General features: G+C 69.5%; 25 protein-coding genes. 5 read left to right on the forward strand and 20 right to left on the reverse strand.

Features of this window, described 5'->3' with window-relative positions; translation table 11 throughout:
* The first annotated feature begins 86 nt into the window (after window positions 1-86).
* On the forward strand, window positions 87-1,301 hold the full coding sequence (locus F8O03_RS07155) for an MFS transporter (protein ID WP_151423269.1): 1,215 nt from the start codon (window positions 87-89) through the stop codon (window positions 1,299-1,301).
* A 231-nt stretch (window positions 1,302-1,532) separates the two neighbouring features.
* Complete coding sequence (locus F8O03_RS18045) at window positions 1,533-1,697, forward strand: hypothetical protein (protein WP_167516514.1); 165 nt, start codon at window positions 1,533-1,535, stop codon at window positions 1,695-1,697.
* A 69-nt stretch (window positions 1,698-1,766) separates the two neighbouring features.
* Here the strand turns inward: F8O03_RS18045 and F8O03_RS07160 are convergent, their stop codons facing one another.
* Complete coding sequence (locus F8O03_RS07160; protein ID WP_151423270.1) at window positions 1,767-2,012, reverse strand: hypothetical protein; 246 nt, start codon at window positions 2,010-2,012, stop codon at window positions 1,767-1,769.
* 352 nt (window positions 2,013-2,364) lie between these two features.
* Here F8O03_RS07160 and F8O03_RS07165 point away from each other — a divergent pair, with 352 nt between their 5' ends.
* The gene (locus F8O03_RS07165) at window positions 2,365-2,883 is read left to right on the forward strand and encodes an SRPBCC domain-containing protein (RefSeq protein WP_151423271.1); all 519 of its coding nucleotides are present in this window, start codon (window positions 2,365-2,367) and stop codon (window positions 2,881-2,883) included.
* 77 nt (window positions 2,884-2,960) lie between these two features.
* Here the strand turns inward: F8O03_RS07165 and F8O03_RS07170 are convergent, their stop codons facing one another.
* The 19 genes from F8O03_RS07170 to F8O03_RS07255 form a co-directional block, all read right to left on the reverse strand.
* Entirely contained in the window at window positions 2,961-3,710 is a 750-nt protein-coding gene (locus F8O03_RS07170; RefSeq protein ID WP_151423272.1) for an SGNH/GDSL hydrolase family protein, read from the reverse strand.
* A 36-nt stretch (window positions 3,711-3,746) separates the two neighbouring features.
* Window positions 3,747-3,920: a hypothetical protein gene (locus F8O03_RS18050; protein WP_167516515.1), complete on the reverse strand. Its 174-nt coding sequence runs from the start codon at window positions 3,918-3,920 to the stop codon at window positions 3,747-3,749.
* Complete coding sequence (locus tag F8O03_RS07175) at window positions 3,917-4,639, reverse strand: DsbA family oxidoreductase (protein WP_244296016.1); 723 nt, start codon at window positions 4,637-4,639, stop codon at window positions 3,917-3,919. The genes F8O03_RS18050 and F8O03_RS07175 overlap by 4 nt, the downstream gene beginning before the upstream one ends.
* A 55-nt stretch (window positions 4,640-4,694) precedes the next feature.
* Complete coding sequence (locus tag F8O03_RS07180; protein WP_151423274.1) at window positions 4,695-5,999, reverse strand: Y-family DNA polymerase; 1,305 nt, start codon at window positions 5,997-5,999, stop codon at window positions 4,695-4,697.
* A complete protein-coding gene (locus F8O03_RS07185; protein WP_104252691.1) occupies window positions 5,992-6,453 on the reverse strand; it encodes a LexA family protein in 462 nt (153 codons plus the stop codon). The genes F8O03_RS07180 and F8O03_RS07185 overlap by 8 nt, the downstream gene beginning before the upstream one ends.
* A gap of 53 nt (window positions 6,454-6,506) precedes the next feature.
* A complete protein-coding gene (locus F8O03_RS07190; protein WP_151423275.1) occupies window positions 6,507-7,367 on the reverse strand; it encodes an ABC transporter ATP-binding protein in 861 nt (286 codons plus the stop codon).
* Window positions 7,364-8,422, reverse strand: a complete 1,059-nt coding sequence (locus F8O03_RS07195) for a FecCD family ABC transporter permease (protein WP_416375788.1) — start codon at window positions 8,420-8,422, stop codon at window positions 7,364-7,366. The genes F8O03_RS07190 and F8O03_RS07195 overlap by 4 nt, the downstream gene beginning before the upstream one ends.
* 50 nt (window positions 8,423-8,472) lie before the next feature.
* Window positions 8,473-9,519 (reverse strand): FecCD family ABC transporter permease, encoded by a 1,047-nt coding sequence (locus F8O03_RS07200; protein ID WP_151423276.1) that lies wholly within the window; start codon window positions 9,517-9,519, stop codon window positions 8,473-8,475.
* Window positions 9,516-10,553, reverse strand: a complete 1,038-nt coding sequence (locus F8O03_RS07205) for an iron-siderophore ABC transporter substrate-binding protein (RefSeq protein WP_151423277.1) — start codon at window positions 10,551-10,553, stop codon at window positions 9,516-9,518. Before F8O03_RS07205 ends, F8O03_RS07200 begins: the two co-directional genes overlap by 4 nt.
* 235 nt (window positions 10,554-10,788) lie before the next feature.
* The gene (locus tag F8O03_RS07210; RefSeq protein ID WP_244296018.1) at window positions 10,789-11,580 is read right to left on the reverse strand and encodes a helix-turn-helix domain-containing protein; all 792 of its coding nucleotides are present in this window, start codon (window positions 11,578-11,580) and stop codon (window positions 10,789-10,791) included.
* Between the two features lie 32 nt (window positions 11,581-11,612).
* Entirely contained in the window at window positions 11,613-12,452 is an 840-nt protein-coding gene (locus F8O03_RS07215) for an NAD-dependent epimerase/dehydratase family protein (RefSeq protein WP_151423278.1), read from the reverse strand.
* Between the two features lie 105 nt (window positions 12,453-12,557).
* Entirely contained in the window at window positions 12,558-14,093 is a 1,536-nt protein-coding gene (locus F8O03_RS07220; protein WP_151423279.1) for a nucleobase:cation symporter-2 family protein, read from the reverse strand.
* A gap of 72 nt (window positions 14,094-14,165) precedes the next feature.
* Window positions 14,166-15,083: a factor-independent urate hydroxylase gene (gene pucL, locus F8O03_RS07225; protein WP_151423280.1), complete on the reverse strand. Its 918-nt coding sequence runs from the start codon at window positions 15,081-15,083 to the stop codon at window positions 14,166-14,168.
* A 2-nt stretch (window positions 15,084-15,085) separates the two neighbouring features.
* Window positions 15,086-15,439, reverse strand: coding sequence for a hydroxyisourate hydrolase (gene uraH / locus F8O03_RS07230; protein ID WP_151423281.1), 354 nt, complete (start codon window positions 15,437-15,439; stop codon window positions 15,086-15,088).
* The gene (gene uraD / locus F8O03_RS07235; RefSeq protein ID WP_151423282.1) at window positions 15,436-15,933 is read right to left on the reverse strand and encodes a 2-oxo-4-hydroxy-4-carboxy-5-ureidoimidazoline decarboxylase; all 498 of its coding nucleotides are present in this window, start codon (window positions 15,931-15,933) and stop codon (window positions 15,436-15,438) included. Before uraD ends, uraH begins: the two co-directional genes overlap by 4 nt.
* 159 nt (window positions 15,934-16,092) lie before the next feature.
* Window positions 16,093-16,800: a helix-turn-helix domain-containing protein gene (locus tag F8O03_RS07240; RefSeq protein WP_208851818.1), complete on the reverse strand. Its 708-nt coding sequence runs from the start codon at window positions 16,798-16,800 to the stop codon at window positions 16,093-16,095.
* 122 nt (window positions 16,801-16,922) lie between these two features.
* Window positions 16,923-17,309: a DUF4342 domain-containing protein gene (locus tag F8O03_RS07245; protein WP_104252700.1), complete on the reverse strand. Its 387-nt coding sequence runs from the start codon at window positions 17,307-17,309 to the stop codon at window positions 16,923-16,925.
* A gap of 122 nt (window positions 17,310-17,431) precedes the next feature.
* Entirely contained in the window at window positions 17,432-17,851 is a 420-nt protein-coding gene (locus F8O03_RS07250; RefSeq protein WP_151423283.1) for a VOC family protein, read from the reverse strand.
* A gap of 122 nt (window positions 17,852-17,973) precedes the next feature.
* Window positions 17,974-19,335, reverse strand: a complete 1,362-nt coding sequence (locus F8O03_RS07255; protein WP_151423284.1) for a cryptochrome/photolyase family protein — start codon at window positions 19,333-19,335, stop codon at window positions 17,974-17,976.
* 130 nt (window positions 19,336-19,465) lie between these two features.
* Here F8O03_RS07255 and F8O03_RS07260 point away from each other — a divergent pair, with 130 nt between their 5' ends.
* Window positions 19,466-20,215: an ABC transporter ATP-binding protein gene (locus F8O03_RS07260; RefSeq protein ID WP_104252958.1), complete on the forward strand. Its 750-nt coding sequence runs from the start codon at window positions 19,466-19,468 to the stop codon at window positions 20,213-20,215.
* Window positions 20,212-21,675 carry an ABC transporter permease gene (locus F8O03_RS07265; protein ID WP_244296020.1) on the forward strand — a complete coding sequence of 488 codons (1,464 nt, stop codon included), beginning with the start codon at window positions 20,212-20,214 and terminating at the stop codon, window positions 21,673-21,675. The genes F8O03_RS07260 and F8O03_RS07265 overlap by 4 nt, the downstream gene beginning before the upstream one ends.
* The last annotated feature ends 39 nt before the right edge of the window (window positions 21,676-21,714 follow it).

The raw sequence follows: 21,714 nt of genomic DNA on the forward strand, positions 1-21,714 counted from the left end.
CCACTTGCGCGCATATAGCGCGTGTGCAACGATCTTCTTCGTTGCGTGTGCAACTACTGCACGCGCCGTATATCGCTGGAGGAAACATGCCAATCGCGCTCTTCGCGCTCGCACTCGGCGGGTTCGGGATCGGTCTGACCGAGTTCGTCATCATGGGGTTGCTCCCCGAGGTCGCGGCCGACTTCGCCGTCTCGGAGTCTGTCGCCGGCTACCTGATCTCCGGCTACGCCTTGGCGGTGGCGGTCGGCGCGATCGGACTCACGGTCGCTCTCACCCGCTTGGACCGCAAGAAGGCGCTGGTGGGGCTCATGGTCATCTTCATCGCGGGCAACGTGCTCTCGGCGCTGGCGCCCAGCTACGAGGTGATGATGCTCGGACGCATCGTCGCGGCCCTCAGCCACGGCGCCTTCTTCGGGATCGGCGCGGTCGTCGCCGCGAACCTTGTTCCCGCGAACAGGAAGGCCGCGGCAATCTCGCTGATGTTCGCGGGTCTCACGGTCGCTAACGTGCTCGGCGTGCCGATCGGGACGTTCATCGGACAAGCCACGGGGTGGCGTTCGACGTTCTGGGTGATCGCGTCGATCGGCGTCGTCGCTCTCGTCGGCATGGCGGTGCTGATCCCCGCGTCCGCCGGGCGCGGCGGCGGCAGCGTCCTCGCCGAGTTCCGCATCTTCCGCTCCGGGCAGGTCTGGGCCTCGATGGCCATCACAGTGCTCGGCTACGGTGGCATGTTCGGGGCGTTCAGCTACATCGCCTTCACGCTGACCGGGGTGTCCGGGTTCGCCGCGTCCACCGTGCCCTGGCTCCTGGTGCTCTTCGGCGTCGGCCTCTTCGTCGGCAACATCGTCGGCGGGAGGGCCGCCGACCGGAACCTCGGGCGCACCCTGCTGGTTCTGCTGGTCGGGCTCATCGTGATCCTCGTCGCGTTTGCGCTGCTCGCGTCGAGCCAGGTCGCGACGCTGGTGCTGCTTGTCCTCATGGGCGGCTTCGGGTTCGCGACGGTCCCCGGACTGCAGATGCGCATCATGAACTTCGCTGGCGACGCCCCGATGCTCGCCTCCGGCGCGAACATCGCCGCCTTCAACGTCGGCAACGCCTTCGGCGCCTGGATCGGAGGGATGACCATCGCTGCCGGGCTCGGCTACGCTTCGCCGCTCTGGGCCGGAGCCGCGGTGACGCTTGCCGGGCTCGCCGCGCTGGTGATCGCCGGCGTCATGCCCGGCGGTGAGCTCCGGCGTGCCTCGCGGGGAGGCGAGGCGCTGAAGAAGCGGCCGGAACTCGCGTCAACGCCTGCTGCTTGACCGCATGCCTGGGCGGAGGTGCAGTGCCCGTGGTGGGCGACGACCAGGGAGGGGGCAGAGCGCTTCGGGGCGCAGGAGGACCCGCGGTGCGAGTGTGCGAAATGGAGCGGATGCGGAGCGACCACTCGCCTGGCGTGCACCCTGCTCGAAGACTTCAGTGCTTACGTGAGAGGCAGGAGGGCGGCAGTCAGCTGCCCGCATCGATCCGAGCGCAGTGAGGCGGCGACGATCATGGGTGAAGTCAACTTCGATGAGGGAGTTCCGGAGGGCGAGGAACGCTGGAGGGATGAGGGCGGCTCCGGCGAGAGCACGCACTTTCATCCACACGGCTGGCAGCCCGACCCGGCAGCGGCCGTAGCGGGGCCGGAGGACGACGCGGATGCCAACGGCGACTGAGTCTCGTGGTGCTGGCCGCAGGCTGCGGCCCCGCCGGGGCTCCGGAACGGAACCTCGGCGGAGTGAGGGTTATCCGGCGGCGAGGGCGCTGACGACGCCCCGCCGTCCGGTGCGACGGCGACGTGGTCGTGCCGCTGCCACGTCGGACTGGTCGTGCTCGACGGGGAACAGGGCTTCGGCGAGTGCCTCCTGGGCTTCGTCGAGCGTTCCGTAGTCTCCGATGCTCTGCCCCTGGGGGCCCTGGAGCGTGTGCAGACCGGTGTCTGCGATCGTGATGAAGCCAGCGAACTCGTCGCTGATGGTCGCCGCGTACACGTCGTCGTCGGCTTGTCGCCAAGAGACTCGGGGTGTGGGCAGGGTGAATGGTATTGCGAGTGTGATGCGATTCTTCGTTTCGTTGCGGCGCAGCCCGCCTGCGTTGGCAGGGCGCGGTATTTCAAGCATGTGAGCGCCGGAGTGGGGCGCGTGCTGGTCAGCCGATTCGTGCTTTCGAGCAGTGGATTCGTGCTCTCGGGCAGATTGGGCGTCTCGGACTTGGGTCCTGGTGGCCACGGATCCGGTGGCGCGGATGGCGACTGGCAAGATCTGGAATGTCCGCGAGAAGCGGGGTGATCATGCGTCGACTCCACGACTATACGGCACAAAGCCTGAGTGAGAGAGTTTTCTTATGAGCGATGACACGAACAGCGGCGTCGGCGAGGATGGCGGCGCGAGCGAGAGCGGTGAGGTGACGGAGCTTGGTTTCACGGTTTCGGGCTTCATCTCGAAGCCGGTGCGCGAGGTCTACGAGGCGGTCGCCGACCCCGCCGTCCTCTCCGAGTACTTCACGACGGGAGGCGCGAAGGGGCGGCTCGAGGCCGGAGCGGAGGTGCAGTGGGACTTCGCGGACTTCCCCGGGGCGTTCCCCGTCGACGTCATCGAGGCGGTTGCACCGAGCCGCATCGTCGTCCGGTGGGAGGCCGAGGAGGACAGCGCGGGGCAGGGGTACACGACGACGACGTTCGAGTTCGATCCTGTGGACGACGGCTCCCGCACGAGGGTGCGCATCAGCGAGTCGGCCTGGCGCCTGAGCGATGCCGGTGCGAAGGCTGCCTTCGGCAACTCGATGGGGTGGACGGGCATGCTCGCGGCCATGAAGGTGTGGCTCGAGCACGGTATCCGTCTCCGCGAAGGGTTCTACAAGTAGCCGGCGAGACCCGCGAGCTGTGGGACGGCGCTCTCAACCTGCGTGCTGCGCCCTGCGCTCTCCCTCGCAGCGTCTCGCTACTCCGTGACGACGCGTTCGAGGGTCGAGTACTTGGCCGTGCGGGTGTCGCCCGACGATTTCCCGGTGAGGCGCCGGCCGATCCAGGGGAGGACGTATTCGCGCCAGTACGCGGAGTTGCGGGGGCGCTGGATGCTCGGGGCGCGGGGGCCGAAGTCCGGGGCGGGAACGTCGAGGGCGGCGAGCACGTTGGCCGCCACTCGTTGATGCCCGCTGACGCCCATGTGGAGCCGGTCGCGCGACCAGTAGTCGAGGTGCCTGAGCTCGGGGTCGGCCCAGTTGTCGACGAAGGTGAGGCCCGGCTGGGCGGGGATCTTCGCGTGGACGGCGGCCGCGAGGGCGTCGCCGCGGGCGCTGATGCGCTTGCCCATCGGCAGGTGGTCGGAGGGGTTGGCGCCCGAGAGAAGGATCACGTGGATGCCCGCGTCGAGGGCCTGCTTGGCGCCGTCGACGAGGCGCTGGGCGACGGCGTCGATGGAGACGCGCGGGCGCAGGATGTCGTTGCCGCCGCCGTTGAGGCTCAGGAGCTGTGGCTTGAGTGCGATGGCGGCGGGAAGCTGCTCCTCGAGGATCGCGTCGAGCAGGCGACCGCGGATCGCGAGGTTGGCGTAGCTGACCGGTTCCGCAGACGAGAATGCGAGCCCCTGCGCGACCAGGTCGGCCCACCCACGGACGCGTCCATCCGGGAGCTCGTCGCCGACACCCTCGGTGAAGCTGTCTCCGACGGCCGCGAAACTCGTGAATCCCATGCGGGAGAGTCCATCACACCGGAGCCGAGGTGACGTTCAGATGAGGCATGAGTCGCCTTCGCAGGCGGTCCCCGCTGCGCCGAGCATCGTGAAACCGCCGGCGGCCGGAGCCGCCCCGTCGGTCGGGGCCTCTGCCTCTGCTCCTGGCAGCTCGTCGAGCATCGTGGTCGCAGTCGTGCTGGCGTCGCTCAGGCCGGTCTCGTTGCTCATGCGTTCGCTTCCTCGCGGTCGCTGGTGATCTTTGCGAGGACGTCGGCGAAGGTCGCGGCTTCCTGGGCGCCGGAGACACCGTACTTGCCGTCGATGACGAAGAAGGGCACGCCCTGGATGCCGTAGGCCTGCGCCTGCTGCTGATCGGCGAGCACGTCGTCGTGGTGCACACGCTCCTCCAGAGCGTGGACTGCGGCGGCCCGGTCGAGACCGAGTTCTTCTGCGAGGTCGGCGAGCACGGCGATGTCGCTGAGGTCCTGCCCCTCGACGAAGTAGGCCTTGAGGAGGCGTTCCTTGGCCTCGAGCTGGCGGCCGTTCGCCTTGGCGAAGTGGATGAGCTCGTGGGCGCGCACAGTGTTCACGTGCTGCACGGAGTCGAAGTCGTAGTCGAGGCCGACGTCTTTTGCGATGCCGGTCACACGGTCGAGCATCTGCTCCACCTGCACGAGGGGGAGTCCCTTGCGCTCGGCGAGATACTCGGTCGTCGACCCGTGGAAGTCGATGGGCGTATCCGGCGACAGCTCGTAGCTGTGGTACTCGACCTCCACGGCCGGGGCATCGCCCGACGCGGAGAACTGCTCGATGCCGCTCTCCAGCTTCCGCTTCCCGATGTAGCACCAGGGGCACGCGATGTCCGACCAGATGTCGATGCGGATCGGTGCCTGCTCTGGGCTGGCTTGCGGAGAGGTCTGGGGTGCGTTCTGCGCTGCTGTCGTCACACGCAATGCAACAGGCCCCCGTTCGCAGCTATTCCCAGCCGCCGAGTCCCCGAACTCACTCCGCCTTGACGACCGCCAGCTCATCCCAGTGCGTCGTGGCGCGCGGGGAGATCATCTCGCGCCGCATCGTCCAGCTTCGGCCGCCGCGCAGTCCCGCGATGCCCAGGCCGAGCGACTCCTGCCCGAACTTCGCGGCGACGGCGTCGAGGGCTTCCCCCACGCGCCGGTCCTCGCTGCGCTCGCCGAAGATGTCGAGCGCGGCATAGGAGTCCCGAGCGACGAACTCGAACAGCGAGACGCCCACCCGCACGTACTTCAGGTCGCTGCGCAGCTGCGGGCCCAGGGCCGTTGCGGCGGCTCGGAACAGGACGACCGGGTCATCGGTGGGCTCTGGGAAGGCGACGGACACGGCGTGCGACTCGTGCCCCTCTCGGAAGGGGGAGGTGGCCGCGTAGCAGCTCATCGCCCGGGCCAGTGAGCCCTGCGACCGCAGTCGCGCCGAGGCGCGCTGCGTGTACACGGAGAGCACCTCCTCGAGCTCCTGCACGGTCGAGATGGGCACGGCGAACGACCTCGAGAACTGGATCTGCTCGCGCTCCGACGGCACCTCATCCATGGGGAGGCAGTCGACGCCGCGAAGCTCCTGCACGACTCGCTCCTGCACGACCCCGTAGCGTCGTCGGATCGCGGTCGGCGACGACTCTCGGAGGTCGAGGGCGGTGCGGATGCCGAGGCCCACGTACTTCGCCGCCATCTTGCGGCCGACGCCCCACACGTCTCCGACGTCGATCGTGCCGAGGATGCCGCTCAGCTGCTCCCGGCCGTAGGAGTCGAGGTGGCAGACCCCGCCGAGCGAGGGCTCGGACTTGGAGCCGCGGTTCGCGAGCTTGGCGAGGGTCTTGCTCGGCGCGATGCCGATGCTCACGGGAATGCCGATGAGCTTGCGCATGGCGACCCTGATCTCCCGCGCGACGGCGAGCGCCTCCGCACGGCTGCCCGGGAGGCGGATGAAGCTCTCGTCGATCGAGTAGACCTCCTGCGACGGCGTGTACCGGCCGAGGAGTTCGATGGTGCGCGCGTTGATGTCGCCGTAGAGCTCGTAGTTGCTCGATCGGGCGACGACGCCCTTCATCGCCGCTTCTGGCGCGATGGCCTGCCAGGGAGCACCCATCGGGATTCCCGCCGCTTTCGCTTCCTCCGAGCGCGCGATGACGCATCCGTCGTTGTTGGAGAGCACGACGATGGGCTTCCCCTCGAGGCTCGGGTCGAAGATGCGCTCGCAGGATGCGTAGAAGTTGTTGGCGTCGACGATCGCGATCGCTGACTGCGGGGCGTCATGAGGCTGGCTTGGCTCAGACACGGTGCAGGCACCTCGTGACGACGCCCCACACGGTGAGCTCGCTTTGCTCCTCGAGCACGATGTCGGCGTAGGCGGGGTTCTCGGGGACCAGTCGAACGCGGCCGTGGTCGAAGCGGAGGCGCTTGACGGTGAGCTCACCGTCGACGACGGCGATGACGACGTTGCCGTCGTGCGGTTCGAGGGAGCGGTCGACGATGATCTCGTCGCCGTCGAAGATGCCGGCTCCGATCATGCTGTCGCCGCTGACGCGCACGATGAAGGTCGCCGCGGGGTCGTTGATGAGGTGCCGGTTGAGGTCCACTGGCCCGGTGTAGTAGCCCTGCGCGGGCGACGGGAAGCCGGCGGGCACGGCCTCCTCGGCACGTTCCGCGAGCGGCGCGGGCGACTCCGAGCTGCTCGCGCCCTCAGCGGGCGGCGAGACGGAGGCGAGGACTTCGACGCCTGCATCGCTCATGCGCCGCCTCCTGTCCTTCGTCTGGCAGGCGGGCCGGTGCTGGCGCGCGTGCATCACACGGTTGTGCGAGCACCAATTGTCGCGGATGAACCTTCGGAGTGCGTGACGGATGCGCCCGGCGAGTGGTGTCGCCCGATCGGCACCATGAGCGGTCGGCCGGAGACGGGGTCGTCGACGATGAGGCTCTCGAGTCCGAACACGGCGCGCACGGTGTCGACCGTGAGCACGTCGCCGGGCTGACCGGCAGCGTGGAGTCCGCCGTCGGCGAGCGCGATGAGGTGGTCGGCGTAGCGGGCTGCCAGGTTGAGGTCGTGCAGCACCATGACGATCGTGGTGCCACGCGAGCGGTTCAGGTCGGTGAGGAGGTCCAGCACTTCGACTTGGTGGCTGACGTCGAGGAAGGTCGTCGGCTCGTCGAGCAGCAGGAGGTCGGTCTGCTGGGCGAGCGCCATGGCGATCCACACGCGCTGACGCTGCCCGCCGGAGAGCTCGTCGACGTGCCGGTCGGCGAGCGCCGTCGTCTCGGTCGCCTCGAGGGCGGCGGCGACGGCGAGGTCGTCGTCGTGGCTCCACCTGGAGAGGAGGTTCTGGTGCGGGTGGCGGCCGCGGCCCACGAGGTCGGCGACCGTGATGCCCTCTGGGGCGATCGGCGACTGCGGGAGGAGTCCGAGTAGCCGCGCCAGCTGCTTCGCCGGTGTCTTGTGCACTTCCTTGCCGTCGAGGAGCACGTGCCCGTCTCGCGGCGAGAGGAGCCGCGACATGGAGCGCAGCAGCGTCGACTTCCCGCACGCGTTCGCGCCGACGATGGCGGTGACCTTGCCGGGCGGCACGAGCAGGTCGAGCTCGTCGATGACGACTCGGTCGCCGTAGCCGAGGCTCAGCTTCTCGACGAGGAGGGTGTGGTCTGCGGTCATAGTGAGCCTCCCGCGCGGTTCGTGCGGATGATCAGGTAGATGAGGAACGGTGCGCCGAGCACACCGGTGACGACGCCGACGGGGTAGCGGGTGCCGAGGAGGAACTGGCCGACGAGGTCGGCGACGAGCACCAGCAGGGCGCCGACGAGCCCGGCGGGGATGAGGAGCGACCCGCCCCCGCCGAAGAGGCGCGCGGCGATGGGGCCGGCGAGGAATGCGACGAACGCGATGGGTCCGGCGGCGGCGGTCGCGAAGGACAGCACGCCGACCGCTGTGACGATGACGACGAGTCTCGTCCGGTTGACGCGCACCCCCAGCGCGGCCGCCGTGTCGTCGCCGAGCTGCGTCGCGGCGAGGTTGCGGCTCTGCGCGAGGAGGATGGGCACGAGTACGACGATCGCTATGGCCACCGGCGTGATGGCGTTCCAGGATGCACCGTTGAGGCTGCCGTTGAGCCAGCGCAGCGCTTCCTGCAGGTCCCACTGCGCGGCCTGCGAGAGCACGTAGTTGGTGATGCTGTCGAGCATCGCCGCGATGCCGATGCCGATGAGGATGAGCCTCGTGCCGGTGACGCCGCCCTTGAACGACAGCACGTAGATGAGGATCGCGACGCCGAGCCCGACGAAGATCGCGAAGAACGAGACTTCGCTCGCGCCGAGGGACAGGGTGATGATGCCGAACGCGGCGGCTGCGCTGGCGCCGGAGGAGATGCCGATGATGTCCGGACTCGCGAGGGGGTTGCGCAGCATCGTCTGGAAGGTGACGCCGGCGAGGCCGAAGGAGAGGCCCGCGAGGATCGCGAGCACGGCGCGGGGGAGCCGGAGGCGTCCGATCGTGAAGGTCGCTCCCTGCACGTCCTGGCCCATGATGACGGCGATGACCTGGTCGATGCCGTAGAAGGTCTGCCCGAACATGAGCGAGAACACGAAGACGACCGCGATGAGCGCGACGAGCACGAGCATGAGCAGGCGGCGGCGCGCGGAGCGTCGGCCGCGGCTGGCGGCGACGGCGCGTGCTGTCGCCTCGATCGCCGAGTTGGGTGAGGAGGGGGCCAGCGACTTCGGCGACGAGGCGGGGGAGCGACGGTCGGATGCGCGCGTTGCGGTCACAGGGCACGCACCTTCGAGCGGCGGACGATCCAGATGAAGATGGGGGCTCCGATGATGGCGGTGATGATGCCGACGTCGATCTCGGAGGGGCGGGTGAGGATGCGCCCCAGGACGTCTGCGCCCGTCAGCAGCGACGCCCCGACGACGGCCGAGAACGGCAGCACCCAGCGGTGGTCGACGCCGAACATGAGGCGGCAGGCGTGCGGCACGACGAGGCCGACGAACGCGATGGGGCCGGTGACGGCGGTCGCCGCGCCGCAGAGGATGACGGCGCCGAGGGCCGCGGCGCCGCGCGTGAGCGCGACCTTCTCGCCGAGGCCCGCCGCGAGGTCATCGCCAAGTGCGAGCGAGTTGAGCCCCTTCGCCGACAGGAGGCTGATGAGGAACCCGACGATCAGGAAGGGCAGCACCTGCGAGATGCTGTCCCAGGTTCCGCCGCCGACACCGCCGATCTGCCAGGATCTGGCGCTCTGGCTGATGTCGCCTCGGGGCAGGATGATGGCGGTCACGAAGGACGCGAGGGCTGCCGAGGTCGCCGCCCCGGCGAGTGCGAGCTTGAGCGGGGTCGCGCCGCCTCTGCCCAGGGAGCCGACCACGTAGACGAACACGGCCGCGAAGGCGGCGCCGGTGATGGCGACCCAGATGAAGCTGGACGCCGACGTCAGGCCGAAGTAGGCGATGCCGGTGACGACGGCCAGGGATGCCCCCATGTTGACGCCCAGGATGCCCGGGTCTGCGAGCGGGTTGCGCGTCACGCCCTGCATGACGGCGCCGGAGACGCCGAGCGCGGCACCGACCGCGACGGCGAGGAAGGTTCGTGGGATGCGCTTCGCGACCGCGGCCTCGTCGAAGCCGTTGGTCGAGCCGCCGAGCGCGGCAACCGCATCCGCCCAGCTGACGTCGCGTGAGCCGATCATGACGGAGACGACGACCAGCGCTCCCAGTGAGGCGAGCGCGAGGATGAACCACAGCGCCCGCAGCCGCCGGGGGCGTCGCACGGTGGCGACACCCCCGGCGGCTGCGGGAGGAGCGGTGAGGGTCACTGGACCTTGTCGGCTGCCTGCGAGAGGAGTGCGACGTAGTCGTCGAGGATCCACGAGATGGAGAGCGGCGTCGGGTTCGCGGCCGTGCCGAGCGGTTCGGTGCCTGGCAGGTTGACGATCGAGCCGTTCGCGACGGCGGGGATCTGCGAGAGGACCGGGTCGCCCTGGAGGGTCTGGACGAGTTCCTCGCCACCGTAGGTGACGATGATCTCGACGTCGGCGAGCGTGTCGGTCTGCTCGGCGCTGATCGTCTGCGAGAACTGGTCGGTGCTCGCGGAGGCGTCGACGAGGCTCTGCGGGAAGGTCATGCCGAGGTCCTCGAAGAAGGCGCTCCGCGTGTCGTGCGTCGTGTAGAAGCTGACCTGGCTCAGGTCGGTCTCGTCGACGTGCGTCAGGAACATCGTCTTCTTGCCCTGGATGGACGGGTACTTCGCGGCCGTGGCCTCGATCTCGCCCTCGAGCTCGGTGATGAGCGCGTCGCCTTCGGTCTCGAGGCCCATGCCCTGGCTGTTGAGGCGGATCATGTCGCGCCACGAGGTCGCCCAAGCTGTCTCCGGGTAGGCGACGACCGGCGCGATCTCGGAGAGCGTGTCGTAGTCCTCCTGCGTGAGGCCCGAGTAGGCGGCGAGGATGACGTCGGGGTTCGTGTCGGCGACTGCCTCGAAGTCGACGCCGTCAGTCTCGTCGAAGAGAACTGGCGTCTCGCCGCCGAGTTCGTCGAGCTTCTCGCTCACCCAGGGGAGGATGCCGTCGCCGTTGTCGTCGCCGAAGTCTGCGCGGGCCATGCCGACGGGGACGACGCCGAGCGCGAGGGGGACCTCCTGGTTCGCCCAGTTGACGGTCGCGATGCGCTCCGGCTTCTCGGTGATCTCGGTCGTGCCGAGCGCGTGCTCGATGGTGATCGGCGTGAAGTCGCCACTCGCCGAGCCGGGCTCCGCACCGGTGTCGGCGGCCGGGGAGGTCGAGCAGGCGGCGAGGCCTGCGGTGAGCAACGCGGTCGCGGCGAGCGCGACGAGCTTGGAGGCGCGGGGCATGGTGTCCTTTCGGGGGCGGAGCTGAAGCATTTGCCGCGCGCCGATCATCGCCGGCGGGCGGCGGAGAGGCGGGGCGAGGCGTCGAAGTCAGCGGCAGCCGGCCGGGCTCGAGATCGTTCCCTGTTAGGCGTGCCTTACCAAAGCTAAGGGACGCGCGCCTGGTTTGCAATCGAGGCGAACCGACACGATCCTTCGCGAAACGGACACGGGTGGAGCAGGTGCGGGAGCACCGGGCTCATTGCGCGCGGAACCGCCCGGGGCTCGAACCGGTCACCCGCCGGAACGCCGTCCCGAAGGCGCTCGCCGAGCGGAAGCCGACGGCCGCCGCGACATCGTCGATGCGCTCGCCCTCGGTGAGCAGCACGATCGCGCGCTGGATGCGGGACGCGGCGACCCAGCGGCTGAAGCCGAGCCCCGTCTCCGCTTGGAACTGGCGCGTGATGGTGCGCGCGCTGACTCCGAGCCGCGCCGCCCACTCGTCGAGGGTGCCGGCAGCTCGCACGTCGGCGTCCACCGCCGCGACGATCGGTGCCAGCAGTTCCGAGGCGGGGACGTGCGTGAGCAGCTCGTACGGAGACGGCGCGAGCACGTCGAGCACCATCGCCTCGGTCGTGGCCCGGGACGCGGCGTGGAGACCCGGCTCGACGAGTCGGTCGAGGAGGAGACGCAGGAGGTCGGTCACGTCGACCGCCACGGGCTCGTCGGCGATCGGCACGGTGGTCTGCACGCTGAACATCGCGGTCCGGTACCAGGTGCCAGCTGGGGTCCACGCTGTGTGGCGCACACCGGCGGGAATCCAGAGGCCGACTGACGGTGTGATGGTCCAGGTGCGCGAGCCCACGGTCAGCGACGAGGCGCCCCGCGTGTTCCAGATGAGCTCGTGCGTGGGGTGGGAGTGCTCCTCCCAGAACGTGTTGCGCTGGATCGACTCGTCCATGCCGTCGATGACGTATGGAACGTCGACGGAGCCCGCCTCGTAGAGGGGCAGGCTCCGCCGGTCGACGTCCGGCACATCGAGGGTGCTCACGGGCCAAGCCTACGGAGTCTGGCGTCCGCGGCTCAGCTGCGGTCGGTGCCGAGCCAGTCCGCCGGGGTCGGCACCCAGCCGTAGGCCTCGCGCGCGTACCGACCGGTTGCCGCCTGGTCCTGCAGGAGCGCCCCCGCGAGGTCGGACCCGAGTCGTGCGCGGGTCTCGTCGGCCGTCTCCTCGACGAGCTCCGGCATCTCCTCGATGCCCCGGTAGGCCGACGCTGCGATCTCCCGCACCGTCGGGTTCTCGCCGCCGGCGGCGATGACGTAGCCGACGGCCGCGCCCTTCTCGAGGACCCGCACGTAGAGGTCGGCGAGGTCGTCGACGTGCACGAGTGTCCAGCGCTGCGTGCCGTCGCCGACCAGCGGGATCGGTGCGGAGCCGTCACCGGCGAGGAGCTGGGTGAGGCCGCCCCGCCCGCCGTACACGACCGCTGGCGCCACGATGGCCGTGTTCACGTTGCTGTTGATGACCTGGCGGTCGATCGCGACCCGCCAGGACACGATCTCGGGCGGGTTCGGCTCCGACTCCTCCGTGATGGCGGGGTTGTCGCCGAAGAGCCAGATGCCGCTTGTGTGGACGAACTGCGTGGGGGAGTGCACGAGCTCGTTGAGCACGGCAGGCACGAAGACCGGGTCCACCTCGGGTCCGGAGGCGGTGTGGATGACACCCTCGGCCTGGCGGAGCAGCGGGGCGAGCGCTGCGCGGTCGCGCAGGTCGACGACAACGGCCTTCGCGCCGGCCTCGCGTACGGTGGCCGCCTTCTCCTCGTTGCGCACGGCCGCCGTCACGACGTGGCCGTTCGCGAGGAGCGCCCGCAGGACTGCGGAGCCGATGTAGCCGGTCGCCCCGGTCAGAAACACCTTCATGTGATCGCCTTCCGTCGTGTCGAAGTGGGCTGTCACCCCGTGACACAGCAGTGCAACCGCGGCGGGGCTGGCAGCATTCCGACGGCGCCGCACCCCGCCGGGTGCTCAGCTCTCTTCTGGCCCCGCCTTTCGCGCCCGGGTCCCGTGCTCGACGGGTGCAGTGTCCGGCTCGTAGGAGTGCTCGTCGAGGGAGCCGCCGGACTTCAGCACACGGAGCTCCTCGGTCTGGACACGCATCGCCGGGGCCGCGGCAAGGTTCGACGGCGTGCTCGGTGTGCCTGGCAGCCACACGTTGAAGAAGAGGTTGAGGACGACGGCGACGATAGCCGCTGAGCTGATGCCGGAGTCGAAGATCGTCACGAACCAGTCCGGGAAGGCGTGCCAGAACTGCGGGGAGACGACCGGGATGAGGCCGAAGGCGAGCGACGAGGCGACGATGATCATGTTGTTGTTGCCGGTGTAGTCGACCTTGGAGAGGGTGCGCACGCCGCTCGCCGCGACGCTGCCGAAGAGCACGATGCCGGCGCCTCCCAGCACGGGGCTCGGGATGACGCTGAAGACGGCCGCGGCCATCGGGGAGAGGCCGAGGATCACGAGGAGGCCGCCGCCGGCCGCGACGGCGAAGCGGCTCTTGATGCCGGTGAGGGCGACGAGCCCGACGTTCTGGGCGAAGGCCGTCGCGGGGAACGAGTTGAAGACGGGCGCGATGAGCGAGGACACCATGTCGGCTCGGAGTCCGTCGCCGACTCGGCGGGAGTCGACCTTGGTGCCGACGACCTCGCCGACGGCGAGCACGTCGGCCGTGGTCTCGACCATGATGACGAGGATCACGATGGTCATGGAGACGATGGCACCGATCTCGAAGATGGGCATGCCGAACGCGAAGGGCTGCGGGAACGCGAAGACGGATGCCGACCCGACGGCATCGAAGTCGGCCTGCCCCATGAGGAGCGCGCCGACCGTGCCGATGGCGAGCCCGAGGAGGACGGCGAGACGGGAGAGCGCCCTGATCTTGCTCAGGATGAGGACCACCGCGAAGGTGAAGAGCGCCAGGCCGATCTTGTCAGCGGAGGCGAAGCCCTCTGCGGTCGGGTCGGAGCCGGTCACCCACCTCCCGGCGACAGGCATGAGGGAGAGGCCGATGACCGTGATGATGGACCCGGTCACGACGGAGGGGAAGAAGCGCACGATCCTGGCGAAGAACGGCGCGACGATGAGGCCGATGGCGCTGGCGACGATGACCGCGCCGAAGACGGTCTGCAGGCCGGCCTCGCCGTTGTTGCCGATGATGGCGAGCATGGTCGAGACGGCGGCGAACGAGATGCCCTGGACGAGCGGCAGCTTCGAGCCGAAGTAGGGCACGCCGATGGTCTGCAGAATGGTCGCGGCGCCGCTGACGAAGAGTGCGCAGGCCACGAGGAGCGCCTTCTGGCCGACGTCGAGGCCTGCCGCGCCGCCCACGATGAGGGGTACCGCGATGACGCCGCCGAACATCGCGAGGATGTGCTGGACGCCGTAGCCGATCGTCGTCGCCGGGCTCAGGCGCTCGTCCTCCGGGCGGGTCGCGGCCGCCGATGACTTGGTCGCGGCTGTTGCAGCTGCCGCTTCGGACGCTGCCGGGATGTTGGGTTCTGGAGACATGAGGTGACCTCTCTTGGGGTCGACAGACAGCGCCACCGTGTTGAGCGGGGGTGTGGTGCGCTGCTGCGGGTGCTAGATGAACGAGGGCGTGTCGGTCCACGCTTCGGGCGCCGGTGCGACGCCGTCTCGGATGACGGTTCCTTCGATGAGGCCGTACGGGCGGTCCGCGGCGAAGAACACCTCGCCGGGGTTGTCGAGCTCGAACGGCGAGAGGTCGACGAGGAAGTGGTGCTTGTTGGGCATCGCGAAGCGCACCTCGGCGATCTCGGGGAACTGCTCGATCGCGGCCTTGCCCATCTGCCAGAGGGACTGCTGCAGTGCGAGGGAGTGCACGGTCGCGAAGGTGGAGACGAGTGCGGCCGAGATCCCCTCGTAGAGAGCGTTGTAGTCGGGCTCTGCCTCGACGGCCTCTGGGGTGTAGCGCCAGCGGGCGGTGACCGAGGTCGCGAGGATCCTGTCGGTCGTCTCCACGAGCGTCGTGTACTTGTCGCGTGGGAAGCCGTGGAACTCGCTGCCCGTCGACTTGAGTACCGTCAGGTCCTTGAGGCCTGCCGTGACGTGGGTCGTGCCGTTGATCTTCTGCACGGTCGCGAGCCTGGTCGCCTGCCCTTTGCGGACGAAGGCGTGGTCGTGCTCGTCGCCGTCCACGAGGATGCGCTCCCAGGCGAACTGCTCCGCCTGCCAGAGGCCGCCGTCGATCCATTCGAACGCGTCGACGAAGTGCGCGCCGAGCTTCAGCAGGAAGCTCTCGGGTGAGCCGACGCCGTGCTCGCGTGCGAACGCGTACACGGTGTTCTTCTGGGTGTCGGTCGCCACGACCAGCGAGTTGTCTCCCTCGAGGTAGGAGCTCACGAGCGCTGCGCCCCGGAGCTGGCTCGTGATGTTGAGGTCCTCGATCTCGTGGCGGTCGGTGTCTCGGGTGATCTTGACGAGGCGGTTCTCCGCCTTGCCGTACTTGTTGGCGCCGAGGCTCACGGTGACATCGGTCATGGTCAGGTCCCCCTGTAGGTCGAGTACGCGAACGGGCTGAGCAGGAGTGGCACGTGGAAGTGCGGTGGGGTCTCGTCGCCGGACCCCGAGTCGGCGCTGGTGATCTCGATCGCGACGGTGATGTGCGGGTAGAACGTGTCCACGCCGCGCGCCGCGAAGTAGGCGCCGGTCTCGAAGACGAGCTCGTAGGTTCCGGCGGGCAGGAGGGCCGGGCCGAGGTCGGAGACGCGACCGTCCGCATCCGTCACGGCCCGCGCCAGCTCTTGGCCTCCGAGGGCTCGGAGGTGGATGCGGACGCCCTCGGCGGCACGTCCGACGGAGCTGTCGAGCACGTGGCTCGTGATCTGGCTGGTCACTCTGTCACCGATTCGTCGAGTCGCAGGAGAGTGATGTCGCGCAGCTCGGAGGCGACGACGGCGAGCTCGGTCGCATCGTCGTTGCCGAGGCGCTCTTCGAGCTGCGCGAGGATCTCGGCTGGCGTGCGGCCTGCGGCTCTGACGAGGAAGATGCGGTCGAAGCGAGCCTCGTAGCGTCGGTTGCCCTCCGCGATGCGGGCGAGCACATCCGCTTCCGCCCCCTGCACCGCTCCCTGCTCGCGCGCCGAGTGCTCGGCGCCTGGCTCGGATCGGTCAGGACGCTCGCCGATGCGCGGGTGGCCGGCCAGGGCGAGCTCCACCTCCTCGTCGTCCCAGGCGGCGGCGGCCTCGGCGGCACGTTCCCGAAGCTCGCTTTTCGACGCGAACGGGCGAGAGCTGGCGAGCGCGGCCGTGAAGCTGGGGATCGCGACGAGCGTCGCTGCGAAGTCGATGGCGCTGGCTTCGCCGAGCCGGTTGTATTCGCTGATGAGCAAAGCTGGTTTCCCTCCGTGGTGGCTAGCCGTAAAGCTATCCCTTCACGCCCGGCGGGAGATTTCAGCGAGGTAAAAGCGAGATTTCGGTGCGTTTCGGGAACGGAGGCGGCGGCAGGCGCGACAGCAGAAGCCGCTCGCGGCGACGACGCGGCGAACCGGCTAGCCGTGGGAGGCGCGCGCCTCCGAGAAGAGCGGATTGCTGGGATCGGACTGCGGCGCGCGAGCGATGACCCAGTTCGCGACGCACGGCTGCGAGCTGCGGTTGCTCACCCGGTGCGGGGTCTCCGACGAGTACGTGATCGAGTCACCAGGGCGCAGCGTCACGGTGTCGCCGTGCACCTCGACCGTCAGCTCCCCGGAGATCACGACCCCTGACTCGACCCCCGCGTGGGTGGCGAACGAGGCGGAGTCGCCGGCGCTCGCGGACGTCATGGGCGGGAAGGTCGACTCGAAGTGGTCGATGCCCGAGGTGCGCGAGCCGGACAGTCGCCGGTAGACGACGCCGCTCTCCAGCGTCACCGCCGCGATCTCGCCCCTGCGGAGCAGGCTGTAGCTGCCGAAGCTCGAGCGCTCCGCGTAGGAGCTCGTGCCTCCAGCGAAGACGTCGGTGATGGATGCGCCGAGCTCACCGACGATCGCGATGAGCCGGTTGACGCTCGGGCGCATGACGCCCCGCTCGATCTGCGATACGGCGCTCGCGGAGATGTCGAGTCGTCGAGCCAGCTCCCTCAGCGAGAGCCCGGCCTCCTCGCGGAGCGCACGCAGTCGCGCGCCGAGCTCGGCGGCGTCTCCCGACTGCTCCGTGAGCGTTGTGACGGCCGCCAGCTCGGCGGCCGACCTCGGGGTGAGCGTCTCTGGTTCTGGCACTCTGCACGCGCCTCTCGACTCTGGGGATCCACAGAGCGTAGCAAGCCCGAGCTTCACACCCCTGGGGGCCGGAGGCCGTGGCGGCAGGTGTCCTGGCGCCACGGGCCCCCGGTGACTCGCAGCTACGACGTGGTCGGGCCGAGGTCGGGGTCGGTGGCCTGCGCTGAGGGTGCCGGGGCAGCGACGTCGCTCCTCGGGACGCCGTCGGCGCCAACGGGGCTCTCGTCCGCGTCGGAAGCCGAGCCAGGCTCCCGCCGGTCAACGCCAACCGTGACCTGCGTGACGAGCGCTGCGATGGCGCCAACAGCCACCAGGACGGGGGCGAGCGCAGCCGCCACGACGGTGACCGCGAGGCCCGCCGTCAGCGGGATCTCGAGGAGGGTGGTGCCGTCGTCGTTCTTGATGAACACCCGACGCACGTTGCCCTCGTGGATGAGCTCCTTGACCTTGCCGAGCAGGTTCTCGCCGGAGACCTTGAACTCCTCGTAGCCGTTCTTCTTCTCAGTCATGTTCTGCGTCCTTCTTTCGAGTGGTGTGGGACTAGCGGATGGTTTAAGACCGACGGATGGTGCGGGACCCGCGGGTTGCGGGAGTCCGCTGGCCGGTGCGCTGGGCGGGTGAGAGACGCTGGTCAACGTGGCGCGTCGATGCCGTGCTCTTCCTGTGAGGCGGCCATCTTCGAGTAGTCGGGCAGCTCCTGGATCGACCAGGTGTTGCCGTCAGGATCGGCGAAGTACACGAACCGGCCCCAGGGCTGGTCGTCGATGTCGCTCACCCCGACACCGCGGCCGCTGAGGTCGGCGTGCGCCTCCTCGATGGAGGTGACAACGCACTGGAGGGCTCGCAGCGAACCGGCCTGCATCTCGCTGATGCCGTTGCCGAAGGCGATGGAGCAGGCGGAGCCAGGAGGAGTGACCTGAACGAAGCGGATCTCGTCGCTCACGACCTGGTCGTGGTCGACCGGCCATCCCAGTGTGTCGCCGTAGAAGGCTCGCGAGCGGTCGACGTCGGCGACCGGAAGGCCGACGAGCTCGATGCGGTACTCGACCATGATGTTCCCCTTGGTGTTCGTCAGCGTGCGTCGCTCGACTTCCCTGCGACCTGAGCGTGCGGGCAATGTAGCACCGGCCTCCGACAGTTCGGAGAGATACGTCGCTCGCAGCGGGCTCGGCGTCAGCGAACCTCCCGCCAGGCCGCGAGGGCGGCTTCCCGGCCTTCCTTGAGTCCGACGATCGGTGCCGGATAGTCCTCTGTCCCGGCCTCCGGCACCCAGCGCTGCACGTACGCCCCGTGCGGGTCGAAGCGTTCGGCCTGTCGCTCCGGGTTGAAGACGCGGAAGTAGGGGGCGGCATCCACTCCAGAACCGGCGACCCACTGCCAGTTGAACGGGTTCGACGCCTGGTCGGCGTCGACGAGCGTGTCCCAGAACCACTCCTCCCCTCGACGCCAGTCCGTCAGCAGGTGCTTGGTGAGGAACGAGGCGGTGACCATGCGGATGCGGTTGTGCATGCTGCCGGTGCGCCACAGTTCCCGCATCCCCGCATCCACGATGGGAATGCCGGTGCTGCCCCGCTGCCACGCCTCGAGGGCGTCGCGGTCGAGTTCAGGCCACGGGAAGTCCTCGTAGGACGCGCGCCACGGGCGCGTGTGCAGCTCGGGGAAGCTGTACAGGGTGTGCCAGGCGAACTCCCGCCAGAGGAGCTCACGCCGGAAGGTCGCCGCGCCTTCCCCGGTCAGCCCGTCGAGTGCATGCCAGGCTTGCGCGGAAGAGATCTCGCCCCAGCGGAGGTGCGGGCTCAGCCGGCTCGTTCCCACGAGGTCCGGCCGGTCTCGGTCCGCCTTGTAGCCGTCGACGACTCCGTCGAGGAACTCCTCGAGCCGGTCGTGGGCGCCCTGCTCACCCGGCGTCCACTCCTCGCGCAGTCCCTCGGCCCAGTCGGGCCTGGTTGGCAGCAGCTGCCACGAGTCGAGCGCGTCGGAGTCGAGGGAGGTCGCCCTCGAACCGTGGGGGAGCGCCTCCGGTGCTGGCAGAGGCAGCCGCGGGGGCTCGTGGTCGAAGCGGCTCTGGCAGGCGTTGGCGAACGGCGTGTACACCCGGTACGCCTCGCCCTGCCCTGTCTGGATCTGCCACGGCTCCGTGAGGAGCGAGCCGGGGAGGCTGCGGGCCTCGGCACCGCCATCGATGAGGCCCTGCTTGATGCGTGCGTCGATGTCGCGCTCGGCCCCGCCGTAGCGGCGGTTCCAGACGATGAGGCCCGCGCCTGCCTGTTCGGCGACGCTCGGCACGACCTCCTCGGCGCGCCCGCGGCGCAGCACGAGTGACCCACCGATGTCTTCGAGGCTCGCGCGCAGGGCATCGAGGCTGTGGTGCAGCCACCACTTGGCTGCGCCTCCGAGCGCGCGCACACCGGGGGACTCCTCATCGAGCACGTACAGCGCGATGACGGGCCCGCCGCGTTCCAGGGCAAGGTGCAGAGCCGGGTGGTCGTGGAGGCGCAGGTCGTCACGGAACCAGACGAGCGTTGGGGAGGCCATGCGGTCAGGCTATTGCTCGAACCTCGGTCGGAGGCTGGACGCGAGGCGCGGCAGTGTCATCCCAGAGGACCATGCGGGCGAGACCAGGGGCGGACGCGGCGTGCGCGCTGCCATCCGTAGCGTCGTCGACATGAACACCACATCCTCCCTTGTCGCGAGCGTCGTCGACGTTCGAAAGATCTACGGCACCCACGGCAGCGTCGCGGCCCTCGATGGCGTCAGCCTCGGCATCCGAAGCGGCGAGTTCACGGCGATCATGGGCCCGAGCGGTTCCGGCAAATCGACGCTCATGCACGTCATGGCGGGGCTCGACGGCGCCACCTCCGGCCGCGTGTTCCTCGGCGACACCGAGATCACGGGCATGAACGACGCCGAGCTGACCGTGCTCCGACGCCGAGCGGTCGGCTTCATCTTCCAGGCCTTCAACCTCGTGCCCACGCTGGATGTGCGCGGCAACATCATGCTGCCGTTCGACCTCGACGGCCGGTCCGTCTCCCGCGACGAGGAGCAGTGGATCACGCACCTCATCCAGACCCTCGGCCTGGCGCAGCGACTCGCGCACCGCCCCTACGAGCTGTCCGGTGGGCAGCAGCAGCGAGTTGCCATCGCGCGAGCCCTCGCGACGCGGCCCAAGCTGATCTTCGCCGACGAGCCGACGGGAAACCTCGACTCCAAGACGGGGCGAGAGGTGCTGTCGCTGCTCTCCACGGCGAGCAGCCAGTACGGCCAGTCGATCGCGATGGTGACGCACGACCCGATCGCCGCCAGCCACGCCGATCGTGTCGTGTTCCTCGCCGACGGCAAGGTCGTCGCCGACCGGCCCCGCACGAGCGCCGCCGAGATCTCCAACCTCATGCTCTCCATGGAGACGGCAGCATGAGCGCCGCCGGAACCGCGACCGCCGCGAGCAGTGCGGGGACCCGGAGCGCCGGCAAGCCACGGCGCGCCCCGGAGTCGCAGCAGAACAGCGGAGGTGCGGCTGTCGTGCTGGTGTCCGCGCTGTCGGCCGCCTTCGGCACGGTGCTCATCATGATCGTCGCCGACCTCGCCGCCTACTTCGACGCCATGGGCCTCAGCGAGATCGGCCAGCTCGCCACGGTGCTCGGCACCGTCGCGGCCCTGTTCTTCACGATCGCCCTCTTCGTGGGCGCCGTGGTCACCTCCAACTCGGTTGCGACCGTCATCGCCGGGCGCACGAAGGAGATCGCGCTGCTGCGCCTCATCGGCGCATCGGGGAAGTCGCTCCGATCCCGGACCGTCCGCGAAGGACTCGTGCAGGGAGCATCGGGCGCGCTCGCCGGGGCCGTCCTCGGCATCGGGCTGACCGCCCTCGGCGCGCAGCTCGCGATCATGAACGGCGCACTCGAGCCGTTCACCTTCCCCATCGTGCATCCCGCGGTGCTCGCCCCCGTCATCGCCGTCACCGCGGCGACGATCATCGCGTCCTGGGTGGGTTCCCGCCGAGTCCTGTCGGTGTCCCCGATCGCGGCGACCTCATCCACGGCTGAGCCGACCATGCAGGAGCTGCGCGCCGGGCGCGGGCGGAGCGTCACGGCCGTCATCCTCATCGTCCTGGGCGTCGCGATGCTCGTCGGCGGTGTCTTCCTGGGCCTCGCCAGCCCGACCGGTGTGCTCGTGAGCGTCGGCGGCGGCATGCTGTCGTTCGTCGGCGTCGTCATCGGCTCGCCGGTCATCCTCCCGCCCCTCATGAGCCTCGCCGGGAGGGCGCTGGGGCGCGGCCCGGTGCCGCGGCTCGCGGCCGCCAACGCCGTGCGCAACCCGTCGCGGAGCAGCAGGGCGGTCATCGGCCTCGTCATCGGCATCACGCTCGTCACGATGTTTGCCGTCGCCACGGAGACGTTCCGCACCATCACCCTCGAGTTCGGGGAGATGGAGCCCGAGATGTACGCCGCGTTCGAGCAGGTCATCGACGTCACGACCGCCATCATGAGCGTGCTCCTGGGCTTCTCGGTGCTCCTCGCCGCGGTCGGCATGGTCAACACCCTGTCGCTCAGCGTCATGCAGCGCAGGCGCGAGCTCGGCCTGCTGCGGGCGCTCGGGTTCACGGCGGGGCAGGTGCGGCGGATGATCGTGACCGAGGCCGTCGCCATGATCGCCTCGTCGGCGATCTTCGGCCTGCTGCTCGGTGTCTTCTACGGCTGGGTGGGCGCGCAGGCCACCTTCGGGTCCCTGGTGGGGCGCATCATGATGCCGAGCATCCCGTGGGTCACCGTCGCGGGTGTGCTGCTGGTGACGCTGCTCATCACCGTCGCGGCGTCGCTGCTGCCCGCGCGGCGGGCGACGCGCGTCTCCCCGGTCGCCGCGCTCGCCGTCGACTGAGGCGGCGCTCCCGCGCCGCGCACCCGCCCACGTTCTGCC

Source organism: Pseudoclavibacter terrae (assembly GCF_008831075.1).
Lineage (GTDB): Bacteria > Actinomycetota > Actinomycetes > Actinomycetales > Microbacteriaceae > Pseudoclavibacter > Pseudoclavibacter terrae.